1 protein-coding gene (only partly in view) is annotated in these 21632 nt (G+C 72.4%); it reads left to right on the top strand.

Annotated features, from left to right (window positions below):
• A protein-coding gene (locus ABZ420_RS15260; RefSeq protein ID WP_357122322.1) for a non-ribosomal peptide synthase/polyketide synthase crosses the window boundary here: on the top strand, positions 1–21632 show its 3' portion. The gene continues 3730 nt to the left of window position 1, outside the view; only the last 21632 of its 25362 coding nucleotides appear in the window; its start codon lies off the left edge, out of view; its stop codon occupies positions 21630–21632.

The following is a 21632-nucleotide window of genomic DNA, read 5'->3' as shown; positions in this document are numbered from 1 at the left end:
CGGTGGATCCGGCGCATCCGGCCGAACGCGTCGGTCACATCCTCGACACCGCGCGCCCGCACGCGATCCTGACCAGCCGGGCGGCCGGATTCGATGCGGAGACCGCTTCCGCGCCGGTGTATCACCTGGACGAACTCGATCTCTCCGCCTACCCCTCCGGCAAGATCGGCGACCGTGAACGCCATGGCGTGCTGCACCCACAGCACCCGGCCTACGTGATCTTCACCTCCGGGTCCACCGGCAAGCCGAAAGGCGTGGCCGTCAGCCATCGGGCCATCGCCAACCAGCTGGCCTGGATGCACGCGGAGTACCGTCCGCGCGTCGGCGATGTCTACTTGCAGAAGACCGCGAGCACCTTCGACGTCTCGCTGTGGGGGTACTTCCTGCCGCTGCGGGCGGGCGCCACTTTGTTGCTCGCGACGGCGGACGGGCACCGCGATCCGCGCTACCTCGCCGAAACCATTGCCCGCCACCAGGTCACGCTCACCGATTTCGTGCCGTCGATGCTCGCGGTGTTCGCCGCGCACGCGCAGCCGGGTGAACTGGACTCGCTTCGCGAGGTGTTCGTCATCGGCGAGGCACTGCCTCCGCACACCGTCGCGGCGTTCCGGCAGGTGTGCGACGCGGGCCTGCACAACCTCTACGGCCCCACCGAGGCGGCGGTGTCCATCACCAACCACGAGGTCACCGCCGCGGACACACCGTACGTGCCGATCGGCGAGCCGGAGTGGAACGCGCAGGTCTACGTGCTGGACGGACGGTTGCGGCCCGCGCCGATCGGCGTGCCGGGCGAGCTGTACCTGGCGGGTGCGCAACTGGCGCGCGGCTACCACGGCCGCGTCGACCTCACCGCCGATCGTTTCGTCGCGAACCCGTTCGGCGCGCCGGGCGCCCGCATGTACCGCACCGGTGACCTGGTGCGCTGGAGCGGCGACGGCGAACTGATCTATCTGGGTCGCACCGATTTCCAGGTGAAATTCCGCGGCAGGCGCATCGAACTGGCCGAGATCGAGACCGCGTTGCTGGCGGTACCCGAGGTCGGGCAGGCCGCGGCGCGGCTGGTCACCGGACCGGCGGGTGACTTCCTGGCGGGTTACGTGATCGCGGCGCCCGGCGCGACAGCCGACCTCGACGCGGTGAAAGCCGCTGCCGCTCAGCGGCTTCCCGCTTACATGGTGCCGACCGCACTGGTCGAACTGGACGAATTCCCCGTGAACACCAGCGGCAAGCTCGATCGCGCGGCACTGCCGGCCCCGGTGCTCGCCGCCGAGCGCTTCCGCCCGCCCGTGGACGCCCCGCAACGGCTGGTCGCCGCGGTGTTCGCGGAGGTGCTGGGAGCCGAGCGAGTCGGGCTGGACGACGATTTCTTCGCCCTCGGCGGCAGCTCACTGGACGCCACCCAGGTCACCGCCCGCACGGGCGAGGCCGCGGGCGTGCGCGTGCCGGTGCGCGCGCTGTTCGACGCGCCCACGGTGGAGGGCTTCGCCGCCGCCATCGGACGGCTCGGTGCGGAGGGAGCCCAGCGGCTCGCGCTGGTCCGCCGGGAGCGGCCCGAACGGGTGCCGCTCTCGCCCGCGCAGCAGCGACTGTGGTTCCTCAACCGCGTCGAGAGTCAGGACGGCGTCGACAGCGTCTACAACCTGCCGATCGTGCTGCGGCTGACCGGTCGCCTGGACGTGACCGCGCTGGAACGCGCCGTGCTCGCCGTGCTCACCAGGCACGAGACGCTGCGCACCACCTACCCCGAAACCGACCGCGGCCCCTATCAATCCGTCCTCGACGCGGCCGACATCGGCTTGAGCCTGCATCCGGTGCCGATCGACCGCTCCGCGGTGCGCGACGCCGTGATCGGCATCGTCCGCGCCGGGTTCGACGTCACCGCCGAACTGCCGTGCCGGGTCGCGCTGCTGGCCGTCGACCGGGTGGACGAGGCGCGCGGCGTCACCGGCGACGAATACGTGCTGGTGTTCGTCGTGCATCACATCGCCGCCGACGCCCTGTCGATGGCGCCGCTGGTCACCGATCTGGTCCGGGCCTACCTCGCGTGCCTGACCGGCCTGCGGCCGGACTGGGACGAGCTGACCGTGCAGTACGCCGACTACAGCCTCTGGCATCGGGAACTCCTCGGCGCCGAGGACGTCCCCGGCGACGTCGCCTACCAGCAGCTGCGCTTCTGGCGCGACGTGCTGGACGGCGCCCCGGCGCAACTGCCGCTCCCGGCCGATCGGCCACGCCCCGCGGTCGCGTCGCACGAGGGAGCGGCCGTCGATTTCGTGATCGAGCCCGAGGTGGCCGCGGGCCTGCGCGCGCTCGCCCGGCGCAGCGGCGCGACACTGTTCATGACACTGCACGCGGCCTTGGCCGCCACCTTGGCCAGGATGAGCGGCAGCGCCGACATCGTGATCGGCTCGCCCGTCGGCGGGCGCGGCGAGCGAGCTCTGGACGCCCTCGTCGGCATGTTCGTCAATACCCTCGCACTGCGCACGCGGGTCGCCGCCGACGCGTCCTTCGCCGGGCTGCTCTCCGAGGTCCGCGACGCCGATCTGGCCGCGTTCGCCAACGCCGATCTGCCGTTCGAGCGGCTGGTGGACGCCATGGCCGTGGATCGCTCCGCCGGTGCGCACCCGCTGTTCCAGGTGATGTTCAGCTTCGAGGCGGCGACGCCCGCCTTCGACGGACAGGCCATGGAGGTGCCGTGGCTGTCGGTGCGCCCGGTCGAGATTCCCGACAACGGTGCGAAGTTCGATCTGCACCTGGTGGTGGCGGAGCGGTCGGAATCGGCGGGCCTGTCCGCCACCCTGCGCTACGCCACCGACCTGTTCGACGCAGTGACGGCCGAGTCCTATGCCGACCGGTTCCGGCGCATGCTCGCCGCCGCCACGGCCGATCCAGGGGCGCGCATCGGTGACATCGAACTGCTGTCGGACGCCGAACGCGCGCGGGTGCTGCGGGAATGGAACGCCACCGCGCATCCGCTGCCCGAATCCGACACGCTCGTTTCGCTGTTCGCCGCGCAGGTCGAACGCACACCGGGCGCCGCGGCGATCACCTTCGAGATGACGCCGCCGCCCCGCCACCACTCCACGACCCCGCCCCACTCGTCGCCCGAGCACCCCTCCACGAGTGGCTCCGCGACACCGGCCCACCTGTCGCCCGACCACCCCCCGACAAGTCGCACGGCGACACTGACCTATGCCGAGTTCGCCGGGCGGGTCAACCGCTTGGCGCGGTGGCTCGTCAACCGGGGCGTCGGCCCGGAAACACTGGTGGCGCTGGGCATGCGCCGTTCCGTCGATCTGGTGGTCGGCATGTACGCGGTGGTCACGGCGGGCGGCGGCTACCTGCCGATCGACCCCGACCATCCGGCCGAGCGCACCGCGCGCATCCTCGAAACGGCCGCGCCGGTGTGCGTGCTCACCGCGGACGCGGACCTGAATTGCGGCCTGCCCGAGACGCGGATCGATCGGCTGGACCTGTCGGGCTACCCGGACACCCCGCTCACCGACGCCGACCGGCGCGCTGCGCTGCGCCCGGACAACACCGCCTACGTGCTGTTCACCTCCGGTTCAACGGGCACGCCGAAGGGCGTGGCCATGAGCCATCGCGGCATCGTCAACCGGCTGCGCTGGATGCAGTCGGCGTATGTCGCGCTCGGGCCGGGCGATGTCCTGTTGCAGAAGACGCCCGCCACCTTCGACGTGTCGGTGCCGGAGCTCTTCTGGCCGTTGCAGGTCGGCGCGCGCATGGTGCTGGCGCGACCGGACGGGCATCGCGACCCGGCGTACCTGGCGCGCCTCATCCGTGCCGAGGGCGTCACCGCGGCGCACTTCGTGCCGTCCATGCTGGCCGTCTTCGTCGCGGGCGAGTTCGACGCGCCTTCGCTGCGCGAGGTGTTCTGCTCCGGTGAGGCGCTGCCGGTCGGCGTCGCCCACCGGATGCGCGAACTCACCGGTGCGCGGGTGCACAACGGCTACGGGCCCACCGAGGCGGCGGTGGAGGTGACCTTTCACGCGGTGTGCGACACCGACTTCGAGTCCGTGCCGATGGGCAAGCCGATCTGGAACACCCGGACGTATGTTCTCGACGCGCGGCTGCGGCCGGTGCCGGAGGGTGTGCCCGGCGAACTGTATCTCGCGGGTGTCCAACTGGCGCGCGGCTATCTGGGCCGTCCCGGCCGCACCGGTGACCGGTTCGTCGCCGACCCGTTCGGTCCGCCCGGCGAACGGATGTACCGCACCGGCGATCTGGTGCGGTGGACCCGCGCGGGCGAGCTGGAGTTCCTCGGCCGCACCGATTCCCAGGTCAAGCTCCGCGGCCTGCGCATCGAACTCGGCGAGATCGAGTCGGCGCTGCTCGCGACGCCCGCCGTGACCCAGGCCGCCGTTCTGGTACGCGACGATCGCGGCACGGGTGAGCAGCTGGTCGCCTACCTCGTGGCGGACGCACCGGTCGAGATCGCGACTTTGCGCGACGCGGTGGCTCAGCGGCTTCCCGGCTATATGGTGCCGCAGGCGTTCGTGGTGCTGGACCGGCTGCCGGTGAACGCCTCCGGGAAGCTGGACCGATCCGCGCTACCGGCGCCCGTGCTCGCGCCCGCGACCTTCCTGCCCCCGGCCGGCGCGGCGGAAACGCTTGTCGCCGAAACCTTCGAAGCCCTGCTCGGGGTGACCGAGGTGGGCGCCGAGGACGACTTCTTCGCCCTCGGCGGCAACTCCCTCAGCGCCACCCAGCTGGCCGCGCGACTGGGCAAGGCCACCGGCGCCGAGGTGGCGGTGCGGACGATCTTCGACGCGCCCACGGTGCGGGCGCTGGCGCGGCGGATCACCATCGACCGCCCCGTCGAGACCGCCGCTGTCGCGCTGCCGCCGCTCACGCCGCAGGAGCGCGGCGGGCCGATCCCGTTGTCGATCGCCCAGCAGCGCATGTGGTTCCTGAATCGGTTCGACACCACCAGCGGCGCGTACAACATCCCGTTCGCGCTGCGCCTCACCGGGGCGCTGAACGTGCCCGCGCTGGAAGCGGCGATCGCCGACGTGATCGCCCGGCACGAGACGCTGCGCACGATCTATCCCGAACACGACGACGGCGCGACCCAATTGGTGCTTCCCGCCGGGACGAAACTGGTCGAACTGGTCACACGGCCGGTTCCCGCACAGCAGGTGCCCGAACTCGTCGCCGCGGCCGCGCGCACCGGGTTCGACGTCACCGCCGAGGTGCCGCTGCGCGTCCGCCTGCTGCGCGTCGAGGACGACCGGCCGGGCGCGCAGCAGGTCCACATCCTGCTGTTCGTCGTGCATCACATCGCCGCGGACGGTTGGTCTTTCGCGCCACTGACCAGGGACCTGGCCAACGCTTACGTCGCACGGTGCGCGGGCATGGCGCCCGCGCCGAGTTCCCTGCCGGTGCAGTACGCCGACTTCGCGATCTGGCAGCGCGCCGCGCTCGGCTCGGCCGACGACCCGGCCTCGATGCTGTCGCGCCAGTTGGCCTACTGGACCGATCGGCTGGCCGGGCTGCCCGAGGTGCTGACGCTCCCGTCCGACCGGTCGCGTCCCGCGGTGGCCACCAACCGGGGCGGCGCGCTGACCGGTCGGCTGGACGCCGCCCTGCACGAGCGGATCCACGACCTGGCCGCCGCGCACCGGGTGACGCCGTTCATGGTGCTGCACACCGCGCTGGCCGTGCTGCTGAGCCGCTACGGCGCGGGCGCGGATGTGGTGATCGGCGCGCCGGTCGCGGGGCGCGGTGAGGAGGCGCTGGACGAGCTGGTCGGCATGTTCGTCAACACGCTGGTGCTGCGCACCGAGGTCCGCCCGGACGCGACCCTGGGCGAACTGCTGGCGTCCGTGCGCGCGGCCGACCTGGCCGCCTTCGACCACGCGGCGGTGCCGTTCGAGCAGTTGGTCGAGGTGCTGAACCCGGTTCGCTCGCAGGCGCACGCCCCGCTGTACCAGGTCGCGCTGACCTTGCAGAACCAGGCCGCGCCGGAGTTCCGGCTGCACCGGCTGGCCATCGCCGCGCTCGAGGTGGGCGCTGCGCCGATCCAGCTCGACCTGGACTGGACGTTCACCGACCGCTACACCGCCGACGGCGCGCCGGACGGCATCGACGTGCACCTGCACTACGCGCTCGACCTGTTCGACGAACCGACCGTCACCGGATTCCTCGCCGCTTTCGAACGCGTGCTGTGCGCGATGGTGCGTGACGCCCGCATCCCGGTCGGCGCGGTCGAGCTGATGTCGCCGGTCGAGCGCGGCATGCTGCTGTCGGACCGCAACGCCACCGCGCACGCGCTGCCCGCCGAGACGCTGGACGACCTGCTCACCGCCCGCGTCGCCGCCACGCCCGAGCGCGTCGGCGTGCGCTTCGAGGACGCGGCGGTGACCTACGCCGAGTTCGCCTCCCGGGTGAACCGGCTGGCCCGCAGGCTGATCGAGGCGGGTGTGGGCCCGGAGGACATCGTCGGCCTGGCCGCCGCACGCTCGATCGACATGCTCGTGGCGATGTACGCGATCGTGCGCGCGGGCGCGGCGTACCTGCCGATCGATCCGGCGCACCCGGCCGAACGCCTGGCGCAGATCGTCGGAACCGCCGCGCCCCGGCTGGTGCTGACCGCGGGCGGCGCGACGCTGCCCGCACCGGACGGTGTGGCCGTCCTCGATCTCGCCGATCTCGATCTCGACGGCGTCACCGACGGCCCGGTCACCGATGCCGAGCGCGTCGCCGCGCTGCGACCGGACAACACCGCCTACGTGCTGTTCACCTCCGGCTCCACCGGGCGGCCGAAGGGCGTGGCCGTCACGCACCGCGCGATCATGAACCAGCTGCGGTGGCTGGAATTCCGCTACCGGGTCACCGCGTCCGACCGCATCCTGCAACGCGCGCCGCTGACCTTCGACGTGTCGGTGTGGGAATGCTTCCTGCCGATCGCCGTCGGCGCGCCGCTGGTGATCGCCCGCCCCGGCGGGCACCTGGACCTGACCTACTTCGCGGACCTGTTGCGCGAACACCGCATCACCATCGCCGAGTACGTGCCCTCGGTGCTTGCCGCGCTGCTCGGCGAGGGCATGGGCGACGCGCTGCGGTCGTTCCGGCACCTGCACTGCGGCGGCGAAGCGCTCACCCCGGACCTGCTCGCCGCGCTGCGCGGCAGCTTCGACGGCGCGGTGCACAACGCCTACGGCCCCACCGAGGCGGCGATCTCGGCGATCTACCACGAGTTCACCGACGCCGACGCGGGAGCCGGTCGGGACGTGGCCATCGGCCGCCCGTGCTGGAACACCAGGGCCTACGTGCTGGACGCCCGGTTGCGCCCGGTGCCGATCGGCGTCACCGGAGAGCTGTATCTCGCGGGCGACCAACTGGCGCGCGGGTATCACGCCCGCCCTGGGCTGACCGCCGAACGATTCGTCGCCGACCCGTTCGGGGTGCCCGGCCGCATGATGTACCGGACCGGTGACCTGGTGCGCTGGAATCGCGACGGCGATCTGGTGTATTTGGGCCGCAACGACTTCCAGGTCAAGTTGCGTGGTCAGCGGATCGAGCTGGGGGAGATCGAGGCGGTTCTCGCCGCCGCGACCGGCGTGACGAACGCGGCGGTGCGCGTGGCCCGCGACGGCGCGGGACAGGAATGCCTGGTCGGTTACGTCACCGGGGCGGACGTGGGGCCGGAGGCGGTGCTCGACGAGGCGCGCGCCCAGCTGCCCGCGTACATGGTGCCCACCCACGTCGTCGTGCTCGACGAGATGCCGTTGACCACCGTGGGCAAGCTCGACCGGTCGGCGCTGCCCGCCGTCGAACTCACCGCCGCCGCAGGGGAGTTCCGTGCGCCGCGGGAGGGGACCGAGGCGGTGCTCGCCACGCTGGTCGCCGACCTGACCGGTGCGGCGCGGATCGGCGCGGACGACGACTTCTTCGCCCGCGGCGGCAATTCGCTGCTGGCCATGCGGCTGGTCGCCAGGGTCAACGCCGCCTTCGGGTGCGCGCTGAGCGTGCGCGAGGTGTTCGAGACGCCGAGCGTGGCGGGGCTGGCGTCGCGGGTCGCCCGGTCGCAGCGCCCGGACACCGCAAGGCCCGCGCTCGCCCCGGCCGAGCGTCCCGCTCGGATCCCGTTGTCGCTGGCACAGACCCGCATGTGGCTGCTGCACCGGCTCGATCCGGATTCGGCGGTCTACCACATCCCGATCACCATCCGGCTCGCCGGCGCGCTGGACGAGGCGGCGTTGCGGGCTGCCGTGCGTGACGTGATCGATCGGCACGAATCGCTGCGCACCGTCTTCCCCGCGGATGCCGACGGCCCGACCCAAGTGGTGCTCAGCGGCGCGGATGTGCCCGAGCTGCCGCTGCACCCGATCGAGGTGACCGAACCGGACCTGCGTGGCGCGGTACTCGCGGTGACCGCCGAGAGTTTCGACCTGCGCACACGTGTCCCGGTGCGGGCGAGTCTGTTTCGCGTCGCGCCGGATGATCACCTGCTCGCCGTCGTGGTCCACCACATCGCCGCCGACGGCGTCTCCACCGCGCCGCTGGCCCGCGACCTCATGACGGCCTACACCGCGCGCGCCGCCGGGGAGCCGCCGTCGTGGCGTCCGCTGCCCGTGCAATACGCCGACTTCACCCTCTGGCAGCGCGCCGCGCTGGGCTCCGCCGACGATCCGGACTCGGCGCTGTCGACCCAGATCGCCTACTGGCGGGCCGAACTCGACGGACTCCCGCCGGTGCTGGAGCTGCCCGCCGACCGTCCCCGCCCGGCTGTGGCCTCCGGGCGCGGCGCCACCGTCGAGTTCGCGATCCCCGCCGACCTCACCGGCTCGATCGCCGAACTCGCTCGGCGGCGCGGGGTCTCGATGTTCATGGTGCTGCACGCCGCCTACGCCGCGCTGCTCGCGCGCCTCACCGGGGTGGACGACGTCGCCATCGGCACCCCGGTCGCGGGACGTGGCGAACAAGCGCTGGACGACCTGGTCGGCATGTTCGTCAACACCCTCGTGCTGCGCACCCCGATCGCGGCGGACGCGTCCTTCGCCGAACTGCTCGCTCGCGTGCGCGAGGCCGATGTGCGGGCCTTCGCCCACGCCGACCTTCCTTTCGAGCGTCTGGTCGAGGAGCTGAAACCGGTCCGCTCGCAAGCGCATTCGCCGATCGTGCAGACGCTGCTCACCTTCGAGCAGCACGATGACACCGTGCTGCGCCTGCCCGGTCTCACCGTGTCGGCCTATCCGCTGGACAATCGCGTCGCCCAGTTCGACCTGGCCGTGGAATTGACCGAGCACCGTGCGGAGACCGGTTACGCGCTGCGCGGCGTGCTGCGCTACGCCACGGACCTGTTCGACCGGGCCACCGTCGAGACGTTCGGGGCTCGCTTCGCGCGGGTGCTGCGGGCCGCGGTGGCCGACCCTTCCGTGCGGGTCGGCGACCTCGAACTCCTCGACGACGCCGAGCGGGCGCTGGTGCTCGACCGATGGAACGACACCGCCGCCGCCGTCGACCCGGCGGCCACGCTGGTCTCGCTGTTCGAGGCGCAGGTGGCCAGGACCCCGGAGGCGCCCGCGGTCACGGTCGAGGGGCACGCCATGGCCCACTCGTCGCCCGACCACCACCCCCACATGAGTAGCTACGCGACGCTCACGTACTCCGAGTTCGCCGGGCGGGCGCGACAGCTGGCGCGCTGGCTGGCCGGGCAGGGCGTCGGCTCCGGCACGCCGGTCGCGCTCGGCATGCGCCGGTCGCTGGACCTGGTGCTCGGCATCTACGCGGTCACCCTCGCGGGCGGCGCGTACGTCCCGCTCGACCCCGACCATCCGGCCGAGCGGCTGGAATACGTGCTGTCGACCGCACGGCCGGTGTGCGTGCTGACCTCCGGCCTCGATCTGGACGCGGGCGCGGCACGACAGGTCCGGGTCGACCGGCTCGACCTGACCGGCTACTCCACCGCTCCGCTGACCGCCCTGGACCGGCTCGGGTCACCCGCGCCGGGTCACACCGCTTATGTGATCTTCACCTCGGGATCGACCGGACGCCCGAAGGGCGTCGCGGTCACCCACGCGGCGATCGTGAATCGCCTCACATGGATGCAGTCGGCCTATCCGCTGGCCGCCGACGACGTGGTGCTGCAAAAGACCCCCGCCACCTTCGATGTTTCCGTCTGGGAATTTTTCTGGCCCTTGGCTTTCGGCGCCCGGCTGGTGGTCACTCGTCCAGATGGTCATCGCGACCCGGCCTATCTGGCTCGCGTGATCGTCGAGCAGCGCGTCACGACGGTGCACTTCGTACCCTCCGTGCTGGGGGTTTTCCTGGCGGAGCCACGCACAGGTGAGTGCATTACGCTGCGCAGCGTCTTCGCATCGGGCGAGGCATTGCCCGCGGTTACCGCGCAACGGGCGCGAGAGCTGATCGGAGCGCGGGTGCACAACCTGTACGGCCCAACCGAGGCCGCTGTCGACGTCACCTATCACGAGGTGACCGATGAGGACCTGGTGTCCGTGCCGATCGGCAGGCCGGTGGCCAACACCCGCTTGCTGGTGCTGGACGCGCGGCTGCGGCCGGTGCCCGTCGGCGTGCCGGGCGAGCTGTACCTGGCAGGCGCGCAGTTGGCGCAGGGCTACGTGGCGCGCCCCGAACTGACCGCCGATCGGTTCGTGGCCGGTCCGTTCGGGCCTGCCGGAGCGCGGATGTACCGCACGGGCGACCTCGTGGCCTGGCGGCCGGACGGTGAACTGGAGTATCTGGGTCGGACGGACTTCCAGGTCAAGCTGCGCGGTCTGCGCATCGAGCCGGGCGAGGTCGAATCGGCGCTGCTGGCGCTGGACGCGGTCGCGCAGGCGGTGGTGCTGGTCCGTTCGGACGAGCGGTTGGGCGATCAGCTGGTCGCCTACCTGGTCGCGTCGGGCCGCCACGAACTCGACACCGAGCGAGTGCGTGCCGCGCTGAGCGCCGAACTGCCCGCGTATGCGGTGCCGACGGCGTTCGTCGTCCTCGAGCGGTTCCCGGTCAACGCCTCGGGCAAGCTGGACCGGGCCGCACTGCCCGCGCCGGAGTTCGCGACCGCGGGCTACCGGGCTCCGGCCACCCGGGTCGAGGCGACCGTCGCGCGGATCGTCGCGACGCTGCTCGGCGTCGAGCGCGTCGGCGCGGACGACGACTTCTTCGCTCTCGGCGGCAACTCGCTGATCGCCACCCAGGTCGCCGCCCGGCTGGGCGCCGAACTGGACGCCGAGATCCCGGTGCGCCTGCTGTTCGAGGCGCCGACCGTGACCGCGCTGGCCGCACGGGCCGAACGGCTCGCGGGCACGGGCGCCGAGCCCGCGCTCGCGCCGCGGCCGCGTCCGGAACGCGTACCGCTCTCGCCCGCGCAGCAGCGCATGTGGTTCCTCAACCGCTTCGATCCCGCCGAGACCGTGCACAACATCGCGGTGGTGGTCCGCCTCACGGGCTATCTGGACCCGGACACCCTCGCCGCCGCCGTCGGCGACCTGGTCGGCAGGCACGAAACCCTGCGCACCGTGTACCCCGACCACGACGGCATCGGCTACCAGCGCATTCTCGACGCCACCCACGTCCCGGCGATCAAGGTGCTGGATGCGGCGGGCGCGCTGCGGGAGTTCGTCGCCGCCCCCTTCGACCTCACCGCCGAGGTGCCGCTGCGCATCGGCTTGGTCACCCGGTCCGATCGCGATCACCTGCTGGCCCTGGTGGTGCACCACATCGCGGCCGACGGCTTCTCGATGGGGCCGCTGGCCCGCGATCTGGCCGCCGCCTACGCGGCCCGCGCGACGCGCACCGCCCCGGTCTGGACCGAACTCGACCTGCAATACGCCGACTACGCGCTCTGGCAGCGCGAGGTGCTCGGCGCCGAGGACGACCCGCACTCGGTGGCCGCGCGGCAATTGGCGTACTGGCGCGAGACGCTGCGCGGGCTGCCCGCTCAGCTCGACCTGCCCGCCGACCGCCCGCGCCCCCCGATCGCCTCGCACGCCGCGGCGAGCACGACCACGACGCTGCCCGGCGAGGTGGGCGACGGCATCGCCGCCGTGGCCGCGCGCTACGAGGCCACACCGTTCATGGTCGTGCACGCCGCGCTGGCCACCCTGCTGGCCAAACTCTCCGGCACGGACGATATCGCGATCGGCGCGCCCGTCGCGGGCCGCGGTGACGCGGCGCTGGACGATCTGGTCGGCATGTTCGTCAACACTTTGGTGTTGCGCGCGCGGGTCCCCGGCTCGGACACCTTCGCCGCCGTGCTGCGCCGGGTGCGCGAGCAGGACCTGGACGCCTTCGCTCACGCCGACGTGCCGTTCGAGCGCCTGGTCGAGGTGCTCGACCCGCCGCGCTCGCAGGCCAGGCACCCGCTGTTCCAGGTCGCGCTGTTCTTCCAGAATCTCGCGCCGGTCACCCTGGACATGGCAGGCGTCGCCGTGACAGAGTATGAATTCGACTACGAGACAACGCCGTTCGACCTCCAGCTCACCGTCACCGGCGACTCGCTGCGCTTCACCTACGCCACCGATCTGTTCGACGCCGCCACCGTCGAGACCTTCGGCGAGCGCTTCGCCCGCCTGCTCGCCGTGGTCACCGCCGACCCGGAACAGGTGGTCGGCGATATCGATCTGTTCGGCACGGGCGAACTGCACCGCGTGGTCACCGAGTGGAACGACTCCGCGCACACCGCCCTGGCCGACGAACTGCTGCTCGACGAATTCGAGGCGCAGGCGGCCGCGACGCCCGATGATCCGGCGCTGGTGTTCGTGCCCGACAGCGCGACGCCCCCGGCCGCCGTGACCTACGGCGACCTGGACCGGCGCGCCAACCGGCTAGCCCGCCACCTGATCGCGGCGGGCGTCGGCCCGGAATCGCTGGTTGCGCTGGCGATCCGGCGCTCACCGGAGCTGGTGATCGCGATGTACGCCGTGCTCAAAGCGGGCGGCGCGTACGTGCCGATCGACCCCGACCACCCCGCGCGACGCATCGCCCACATTCTCGAGACCGCGCGGCCCGTGGCCGTGCTCACCACGACGGCCGATCGGATCGACGCGGGCGAGTCCGTCGCCACCGTCCTGGTCGACGCCATCGCGCTGGACGGCTACTCCGACGACCCCATCGCGGCGGACGAACGTTCCGCGCCGATCCACCCCGGCAGCCCGGCCTATGTGATCTTCACCAGCGGCTCCACCGGAAAACCCAAGGGCGTCAGCGTGTCACACGCGGCGATCGTCAACCAGATGACCTGGATGCAATCGCGATACGGCCTCACCGCCGACGACGTGTACCTGCAAAAGACCGCGACCACGTTCGACGTGTCGCTGTGGGGCTATTTCCTGCCCCTGCGCGTCGGCGCCACACTGGTGCTGGCCGCACCGGACGGCCACCGCGACCCGGGCTATCTCACCCAGGTGATCGCCGAGCGACGAGTCACCATCACCGATTTCGTGCCGTCGATGCTCAGCGTCTTCGCCGGGCACCTCGCGGCCGCCGGCCACAGCGCCGCACTCGAGTCGCTGCACACGGTGTTCGTCATCGGCGAGGCGCTGCCCGCCGAAACCGTGCGGGCGTTCGGCACGGTGAGCGCCGCACGGGTGCACAACCTGTATGGCCCGACCGAAGCGGCGGTGAGCATCACCCACCGCGACGTGACGGGCGAGAGCGACCGCACCGTCCTGCCGATCGGCAACCCGGAATGGAACAGCCGGGTCTACGTGCTGGATTCGCGGCTGCGCCCGACGCTGCCCGGTGTCGCGGGCGAGCTGTATCTCGCGGGCGTCCAGCTCGCGCGCGGCTACCACGGCAGGCCGGATCTCACCGCGGACCGCTTCGTGGCCAACCCGTTCGGCGCACCGGGGCAGCGGATGTACCGCACCGGTGACCTGGTGCGCTGGGACGCCGGCGGCGACACCGCCGAACTGGTGTATCTGGGCCGCACCGACTTCCAGGTGAAGTTCCGCGGCCAGCGCGTCGAACTCGGCGAGATCGAGGCCGCCCTCGCGGCCGCGCCGGGAGTGGCGCAGGCGGCGGCCCGGGTGGTCACCACCGTCACCGGCGACGACCACCTGGTCGGCTACCTCACCGCCGAGCCGCGCGCGGCGCTGTCGGATGCCGAGGTGCTGCGCGCCGCCGCGGCCGCGCTGCCGTCGTACATGCTCCCCTCGGCGCTGGTCACGCTGGACGCCTTCCCGCTCAACGCCTCCGGCAAGCTGGACCACAAGGCACTGCCGGAACCGGTGTTCGACCGCGTCGCCTACCGCGCCCCGGTGACGCCCGCCGAACGCGTGGTGGCCGACGCCGTCGAATCGGTGCTGGGCTCCGGCCCGATCGGCCTCGACGACCACTTCTTCGCCTTGGGCGGCAACTCGCTCAGCGCCACCCGGGTACTGGCCAGGATCGGCGACCGGCTCGGTCGCCGCGTCCCGGTGCGGCTGCTGTTCGAGGCGCCGACCGTGGGCGCGCTGGCCGAACTGCTCACCGCGCACGCGGCCGCGACCGAGCGGGTGGTGCCGCTGGTGGCTGGGCCACGGCCGCAACGCATTCCGCTCGCGCCCGTCCAGCGCGGCATGTGGTTCCTCAACCGGCTCGACCCGGCTTCGCCCGCCCACAACATCCCGGTCGCGCTGCGCATCGAGGGCGAACTGAACGTCGACGCCCTCGCGGCCGCGTTCGCCGACGTCGTGGCGCGGCACGAGAGCTTGCGCACGCTGTACCCGGCCGACGCGACCGGCGCGGGTCACCAGGTGATCCTGCCGCCGGACAGCGCCGCCGTGCGATTGACGGTCGAAGCGCCGGACGGCCGCGCCGTAGACGACCGGATCGCCGAAATCCGCTCCGCCGGTTTCGATGTCACCGCCGAGGTCCCGGTGCGTGCCACACTGCTGCGCGAGCACGCCACCAGTCACGTACTGGTCGCGGTGGTGCACCACATCGCGGCCGACGGCTACTCGATGAGCCCACTGCTGCGCGACCTGCTGACGGCTTATCTCTCCCGGGTCCTCGGCACGCGCCCGGTCTGGCCCGCTCTCGCCGCCCAGTACGCCGATTACGCCCTCTGGCAGGACGCCGAGCTGGAAAAAGCCGCTGCGCGGCAGCTTCCGTATTGGTCCGAGACGTTGCGCGACCTGCCCGACGAACTCGAATTGCCCGCCGACCGTCCACGTCCGGCCGTCGCGACCGGTCGCGGCGCGAACGTGCGGGCCAGAATCGGCGGCGGTGTCGCCGCGCGCGTCGCCGAACTGGCCGCGCGACACGACGCGACGCCGTTCATGGTGGTCCACGCCGCCCTCACCGTCCTGCTGGCTCGCCTGTCGGGCTCCGACGACATCCCGATCGGCACTCCGGTGGCAGGCCGCGGCGCGGCGGCCCTGGACGACCTGGTCGGCATGTTCGTCAACACCGTGGTGCTGCGCACCCGCCTCGACCAGGACCGCTCCTTCACCGATCTGCTCGCCCGGACCAAAGCCGTCGATGTCGCCGCCTTCGAGCACGCGGGCGTGCCGTTCGATCGGGTGGTCGACGAACTCGGCGTCGAGCGCTCCCAGGCAAGGCATCCGCTGTTCACCGTGGCGCTGAGCTACCTGAACGCCGGAACCGGCCCCTTCACCGTGCCGGGCCTGGAGCTGACCGCCGTCGAGTTCGACGAGCCGGTGGCCCGATTCGACTGGCAGTTCACCGTGTCCGCCGAGCCCGACGCCGACGGTCATCTCGCGGTCGAACTGGACTACGCCACCGACCTGTTCGACGGCGCCACCGCCCGCGCCGTGCTGCGCCGCTTCGGCAGGCTGCTCGGCGCGCTCACGGCGCGACCGGACGCGCCGATCGGCACGGTCGACCTGCTGGCGCCCGCCGAGCGCGCCGACCTGCTCGGCCGCCGGGGCGACGCGCCGGTGCCGCCGCACATGCTGGCCGAACTGATGGCCGTCGCGGTCGCGTTCGACCCGGACGCGGTCGCGCTGGTCGCGAGCGACCGGCAGCTGACCTACCGGACGCTGGACGAGCAGTCGTCGCGGCTGGCGCGCATGCTCATCGGACACGGAATCGGCGCCGAGGACGTGGTGGCCGTGGCGGTGCCGCGCTCGATCAGCTCCGTGCTCGCGGTGTGGGCGGTGGCCAAGACGGGCGCGGTGTTCGTTCCGGTCGACCCCACCTATCCGGCCGACCGGATCGCGCACATGCTCACCGATTCCGGTGCGGCGCTGGGCCTGACGATCGCCACCTGCCGCGCGGCACTGCCCGGTGCCGTCGATTGGCTGGTGCTGGACGCGCCGTCCACGGCGGCGCGGATGCGCCGCAACAGCGGAGCACCGATCGATGCCGCCGAGCTGATCCGCCCCGTGCGGGTGGAGAACCCGGCCTGGATGATCTACACCTCCGGCTCCACCGGCACGCCCAAGGGCGTGGTCGCCACGCACGGCGGTCTCGCCGGAGTCGCCCTCGCGCAGCGGGACCGGTACGCGGTCACCGCCGACGCGCGCGTCCTGCACGTGGCCTCGCCCAGCTTCGACGCGTCCATGCTCGAACTGCTCCTGGCCCTGTCCGCCGGGGCGGCGCTGGTGATCGCGCCCCCTGGCGTCTACGGCGGCGCGGAACTCACCGCGCTCATCCGCGACCGGCGGGTGACGCACGCGTTCCTCACCCCGGCGGTCCTGCCGACGCTCGACCCGGCCGAGCTGAGCTGCCTGCGGGAACTCACCGTCGGAGGCGAAGCCTACGGCCCGGACACGGTGCGGCACTGGGCGCCCGGCCGGTCGTTCCACAACACCTACGGCCCGACCGAGACCACCGTCATCGCGACGATCAGCGCGGCGTTGCGGCCCGGTGATCCCCTCGATCTGGGCACGCCGATCCACGGCATGTCCGCGCTGGTGCTGGACGGCAGGCTGCGGCCCGTACCGGTCGGCGTCACCGGCGAGCTGTACCTGCGCGGTCCCGGCCTGGCCCGGGGATATCATGCGCGGCCGGGTCTTTCGTCGTCCCGGTTCGTCGCCGACCCCTACGGCCCCGCGGGCGGGCGGCTGTACCGGACCGGTGACCTGGTGCGCTGGACCGGATCGGGCGCACTGCGCTATGTCGGGCGTTCGGATCAGCAGGTGAAGGTGCGCGGCCTGCGCATCGAACTCGGCGAGATCGACGCCGTGCTCGCGGCACACGAGACGGTGCGCACGGCCGTCACCGTGGGCCACACCGATGCCTCGGGCGCGGTGTCGCTGGTCGCCTACGTCGTCGCCGCCCTCGGCCACACGATCGACGTCGCCGACCTGCTGGCGCACGCAGCTCGCTCGCTCGCCGGGTACATGGTGCCGAGCAGCGTGCTGGTGCTCGACGAACTGCCTCTTACTCCGGTCGGCAAGCTGGACCGCACCGCGCTGCCGCGGCCCGAACTGCGCGCCGCGCCGTTCCGCGCGCCCGGCACCGAGGTCGAGCGAGCGGTGGCGCGAACGGTCGCGGAGGTCCTCGGACTCGAGCGCGTCGGCGCGGACGACGACTTCTTCGCCCGCGGCGGCAACTCGCTTTCCGCGACCCAGCTGGCCGCGCGGCTCGGGGACCGGCTGGCGGTCGCCGTCGGCGTCCGCGCGGTGTTCGAGCACCCGACGGTCGCCGCGCTGGCCCGCGCGCTGGAGATCGCCTCCGGTGCGGCCCCCCGCCCCGCGCTCACCCGGCGCGCGCTGACCGGCCCCGTGCCCCTCTCGCTCGCGCAGCAGCGCATGTGGTTCCTCAACCGCCTCGATCGGCAGTCCACCGCCTACAACATCCCGCTCGCGGTGCGCCTGACCGGTGAGCTGGACGTGGCGGCGCTGAACGCCGCGATCGGCGACGTCGTCGCCCGCCACGACGTGCTGCGCACGGTCTACCCGCTGCACGCGTCCGGGCCGGTGCAGGTCGTCTTGCGGGTCGCCGACAGCACACCGGTGCTGGCGCCCATCGCCGTCGCGGCCGACGATCTCGCCGCGGCGGTGGCCGACTTCGTCGGCGGCGGGTTCGACGTCACCGACACCGTCCCCGTCCGCGCCCGGCTGTTCGCTCCGGTCGACGGCGCCGCGGCGGATCCGGTCACCGAGCACGTGCTCGTCGTCGTGGTGCACCACATCGCCGCCGACGGCTCGTCGCTGGCGCCGTTGGCCCGCGACGTCATGCTCGCCTACGCGGCACGCAGACGCGGCGCCGCGCCGGACTGGTCGCCGCTCCCGGTGCAATACACCGATTTCAGCGTGTGGCAGCGCGAACTGCTCGGCGCGGAGGACGATCCCGCTTCGCTGCTGGCGCGTCAGATCCGGTTCTGGACCGAGACGCTGGCCGATCTGCCCGCGCAGCTGAGCCTGCCCACCGATCGCCCGCGCCCCGCCGTCGTCGCGACGCGCGGCAAGCACGTCGATTTCGCGATCGCCCCGGACGTGCACGCCCGGCTGACCGAACTCGGCCGTGAATCCGGCGCGACGCTGTTCATGGTGCTGCACGCGGCGTTCGCGGTGCTGCTCGCCCGCCTGTCGGGCACCGCGGACATCGCGGTGGGCACGCCGGTGGCCGGGCGCGGAGCGGCGGAACTCGACGACGTGGTCGGCATGTTCGTCAACACACTGGTCCTGCGGGCCCAGGTCGACGCGGGCGAGGGTTTCGCGGGCCTGCTCGCTCGCGTCCGCGCCACCGATGTCGCGGCCTTCGCGCACGCCGACGTCCCGTTCGAGCGTCTGGTCGAGGTGCTCAACCCGGAGCGGTCCACCGCCCGTCATCCGCTGTTCCAGGTCGGCTTCTCCTTCCACAACCAGGCGGAAGCCGATTTCTCGCTGGACGGATTGACCGCCACCGCCGCCGATTTCGACTCCGAGGTCGCCCAATTCGACCTGCATCTGGTCGTCACCGACCGCTACGGCCCCGGCGGAACCCCGGCGGGCATGGCGGCCTCGCTCACCTACGCCACCGCCCTGTTCGACGAGTCCACGGTGGCCGGTTTCGCCACCCGCCTGCAACGGCTGCTGAACGCGGTGTGCGCGGACCCGCGGCTGCCCGTCGGTGATCTCGCGCTGCTGGACCCGGCCGAGACCGAGCGCGTGCTGGTGACCTGGAACCGTGCCGACCAGGCCTTCGCCCCGACGACGCTGATCGTCGCGTTCGAGGCGCAAGCGGCCAGGACGCCACAGGCGGTCGCCATCGTCGACGACGCCACCACCCTCACCTACGCGGAGTTCGCCGCGCGGGTCAACCGGCTGGCCCGGGTGCTCATCGCACGCGGGATCGGCCCGGAGAAGCTTGTCGCGCTGGCGATTCCGCGCAGCGTCGACCTGCTCGTCGCGATGTACGCGGTGGTGACGGCCGGTGGCGCGTACGTGCCGCTGGACCCGGCGCATCCGCTGGAACGCACCGCGAGCGTGCTCGCCGCCGCGGGACCGCACCTGGTGCTCACCTCGGCGCGCGAGCCGATGCTGCCCGTGACCGCATCGGAACACGGTGTGGTGCTGGATATCTCGACCGTCACCGACACCGTGGCCGACCATCCGGTGCGAGACGACGAACGGATCGCCGCGCTCTCTCCCGCGAACACCGCGTACGTCATCTTCACCTCCGGTTCCACCGGTGTGCCGAAGGGCGTGGCGGTGCCGCACGGGGCGGTCGCGCATCAGCTGGACTGGATGCAGTCGGAATACGCGCTCGGCTCGGACGACGCGGCGCTGGTACTGACCTCGGCCGCCTTCGACCTGTCGGTGTGGGAGTACTGGTGGGCGTTGCGAACCGGAGCCCGGCTGGTGCTCGCACCGCAGGACGCGCAGCGCGACCCGGCCGGCCTGCTCGACCTGGTTCGCCGCGCTTCGGTGACGACGCTGACACTGGTGCCCTCGCTGCTGTCGCTACTGGCCGAAGCCTCCGGCGAGCGCAGGCTGCCGCGTTCGCTGCGCCGGTTGCTCGTCATCGGCGAGGCGTTGCCCGCCGCGACGGTGCGGCGGGTCGAGGCGCTCACCGCGGCCGGGATCGACAACCTCTACGGACCCACCGAAGCCGCGGTGTCGGTCACCCGGTTCCGGGTGGAAACCGATATCCGGCAGGCGCTGGTGCCCATCGGCATGCCTCAATCCGGTAACCGGGTCTACGTGCTCGACGACCGGCTGCACCCGGTGCCCGCCGGGGTGACCGGTGAGCTGTACCTCGGCGGCGCGCAGCTGGCCCGCGGTTACCACGGCCGAGCCGAACTCACCGCGGAACGGTTCGTGGCCGACCCGTTCGGGCCCGCGGGCGCCCGCCTTTACCGCACCGGCGACATGGTGCGCTGGGCCGCCGACGGCAACCTCGAGTACGTCGAGCGGCGTGATCACCAGGTGAAGATCCGCGGCTACCGCATCGAACTCGCCGAGATCGAGCACGCCCTTCGCTCGCGGCCCGAGATCGGCGCGGCGATCGTCCTCGCCTACGACACCGACGGCGCGAACGCCGCGCTGGCCGGCTATTTCACCGCCGCCGAGCGGCTCGACCCGGGCGCGTTGCGCGCCGCGTTGGCCGATGTCCTGCCGAGCTACATGGTGCCAACGCAGCTGCGGCAACTGGAAACCTTGCCGCTCACCGCGAACGGCAAGGTCGATCGCGCGGCCTTGCCGCGTCCGGAGCCGCACGCGCGGGAATTCCGCGCACCCGGCACCGATCTGGAACGTGCCGTGTGCGCAGACTTCGCCGAGGTGCTCGCCGCCGAGCGGGTCGGCCTGGACGACAACTTCTTCGAACGCGGCGGTAACTCGCTGCTGGCCACCCGCTTGGCCGCCCGCCTGAGCGCGGCACTGGGTGAGCAGATCCCGGTGCTCTGGCTGTTCGCCGCGCCGACGCCGGCCCGCCTGATCGCCCAGCTGGAGCAGCACCGCTGCGGTCGCGGCCGGGTCGAGGCGGCCGCCGCGTTCGACGTCGTGCTCGCGCTGCGCACCGGCGGCGCTCGGGAGCCGCTGTTCTGCATCCATCCCGCCGGTGGTGTGGCGTGGTCCTTCGCGGGTCTCGCGGCGCACCTGGACCCGGAACGGGACGTGTACGGCATCCAGTCGCCGATGCTGAACCCGGGCGAGGCCCTTCCGGAGTCCATCGACGACTGGGCGCGCCGGTACGTGCGGGAGATCCGCGCCGTGCAGCCCGACGGGCCGTACCACCTGCTCGGCTGGTCGCTCGGCGGCGTGCTGGCGCACGCGGTGGCGACGCAGTTGCAGGAGCAGGGCCAGCGGGTGGCGGTCCTGGCCATGATGGACAGCTCGCTGCGGGTCGAGGCGGAGGAGGTCACCGCCCTGCCGGTCGCCGATCTGCTCGGCGGGTTGCTCGGCGAAGCGGCCGATGACGGGGACGCCGAACTGGACCTGCCCCGCCTCGCGCGCAGGCTCGCGCGACTGCCCGAGCCGTTCGCCTCGTTCGGCGCCGACCGCCTCGACCGAGTGCTGAGCGCGGGGGCCGGGTCACTGGAGTTGATCCGGCGCTACCGCCCCCGCCCGTACAAGGGCAACCTGCTGTACTTCACCGCCGCGCTGGACGATCCCACCGGCGCCGCGGGCGCCGCGAGCTGGGCCGACGCCGTGGACGGCACCGTGCACAACCACGCGGTGCACGCCTCGCACTGGCGGATGACCTCGGAGTCCGCGCTGGCGCGGATCGGCCACGTCCTCACCGCGGCATTGGTGGACACCGAGCGCCCTTAG

Source organism: Nocardia sp. NPDC005745, from assembly GCF_040630775.1.
GTDB lineage: Bacteria > Actinomycetota > Actinomycetes > Mycobacteriales > Mycobacteriaceae > Nocardia.
The sequence above is the reverse complement of the archived record's forward strand: the minus strand, read 5'-3'. Positions and strand labels throughout refer to the sequence as shown.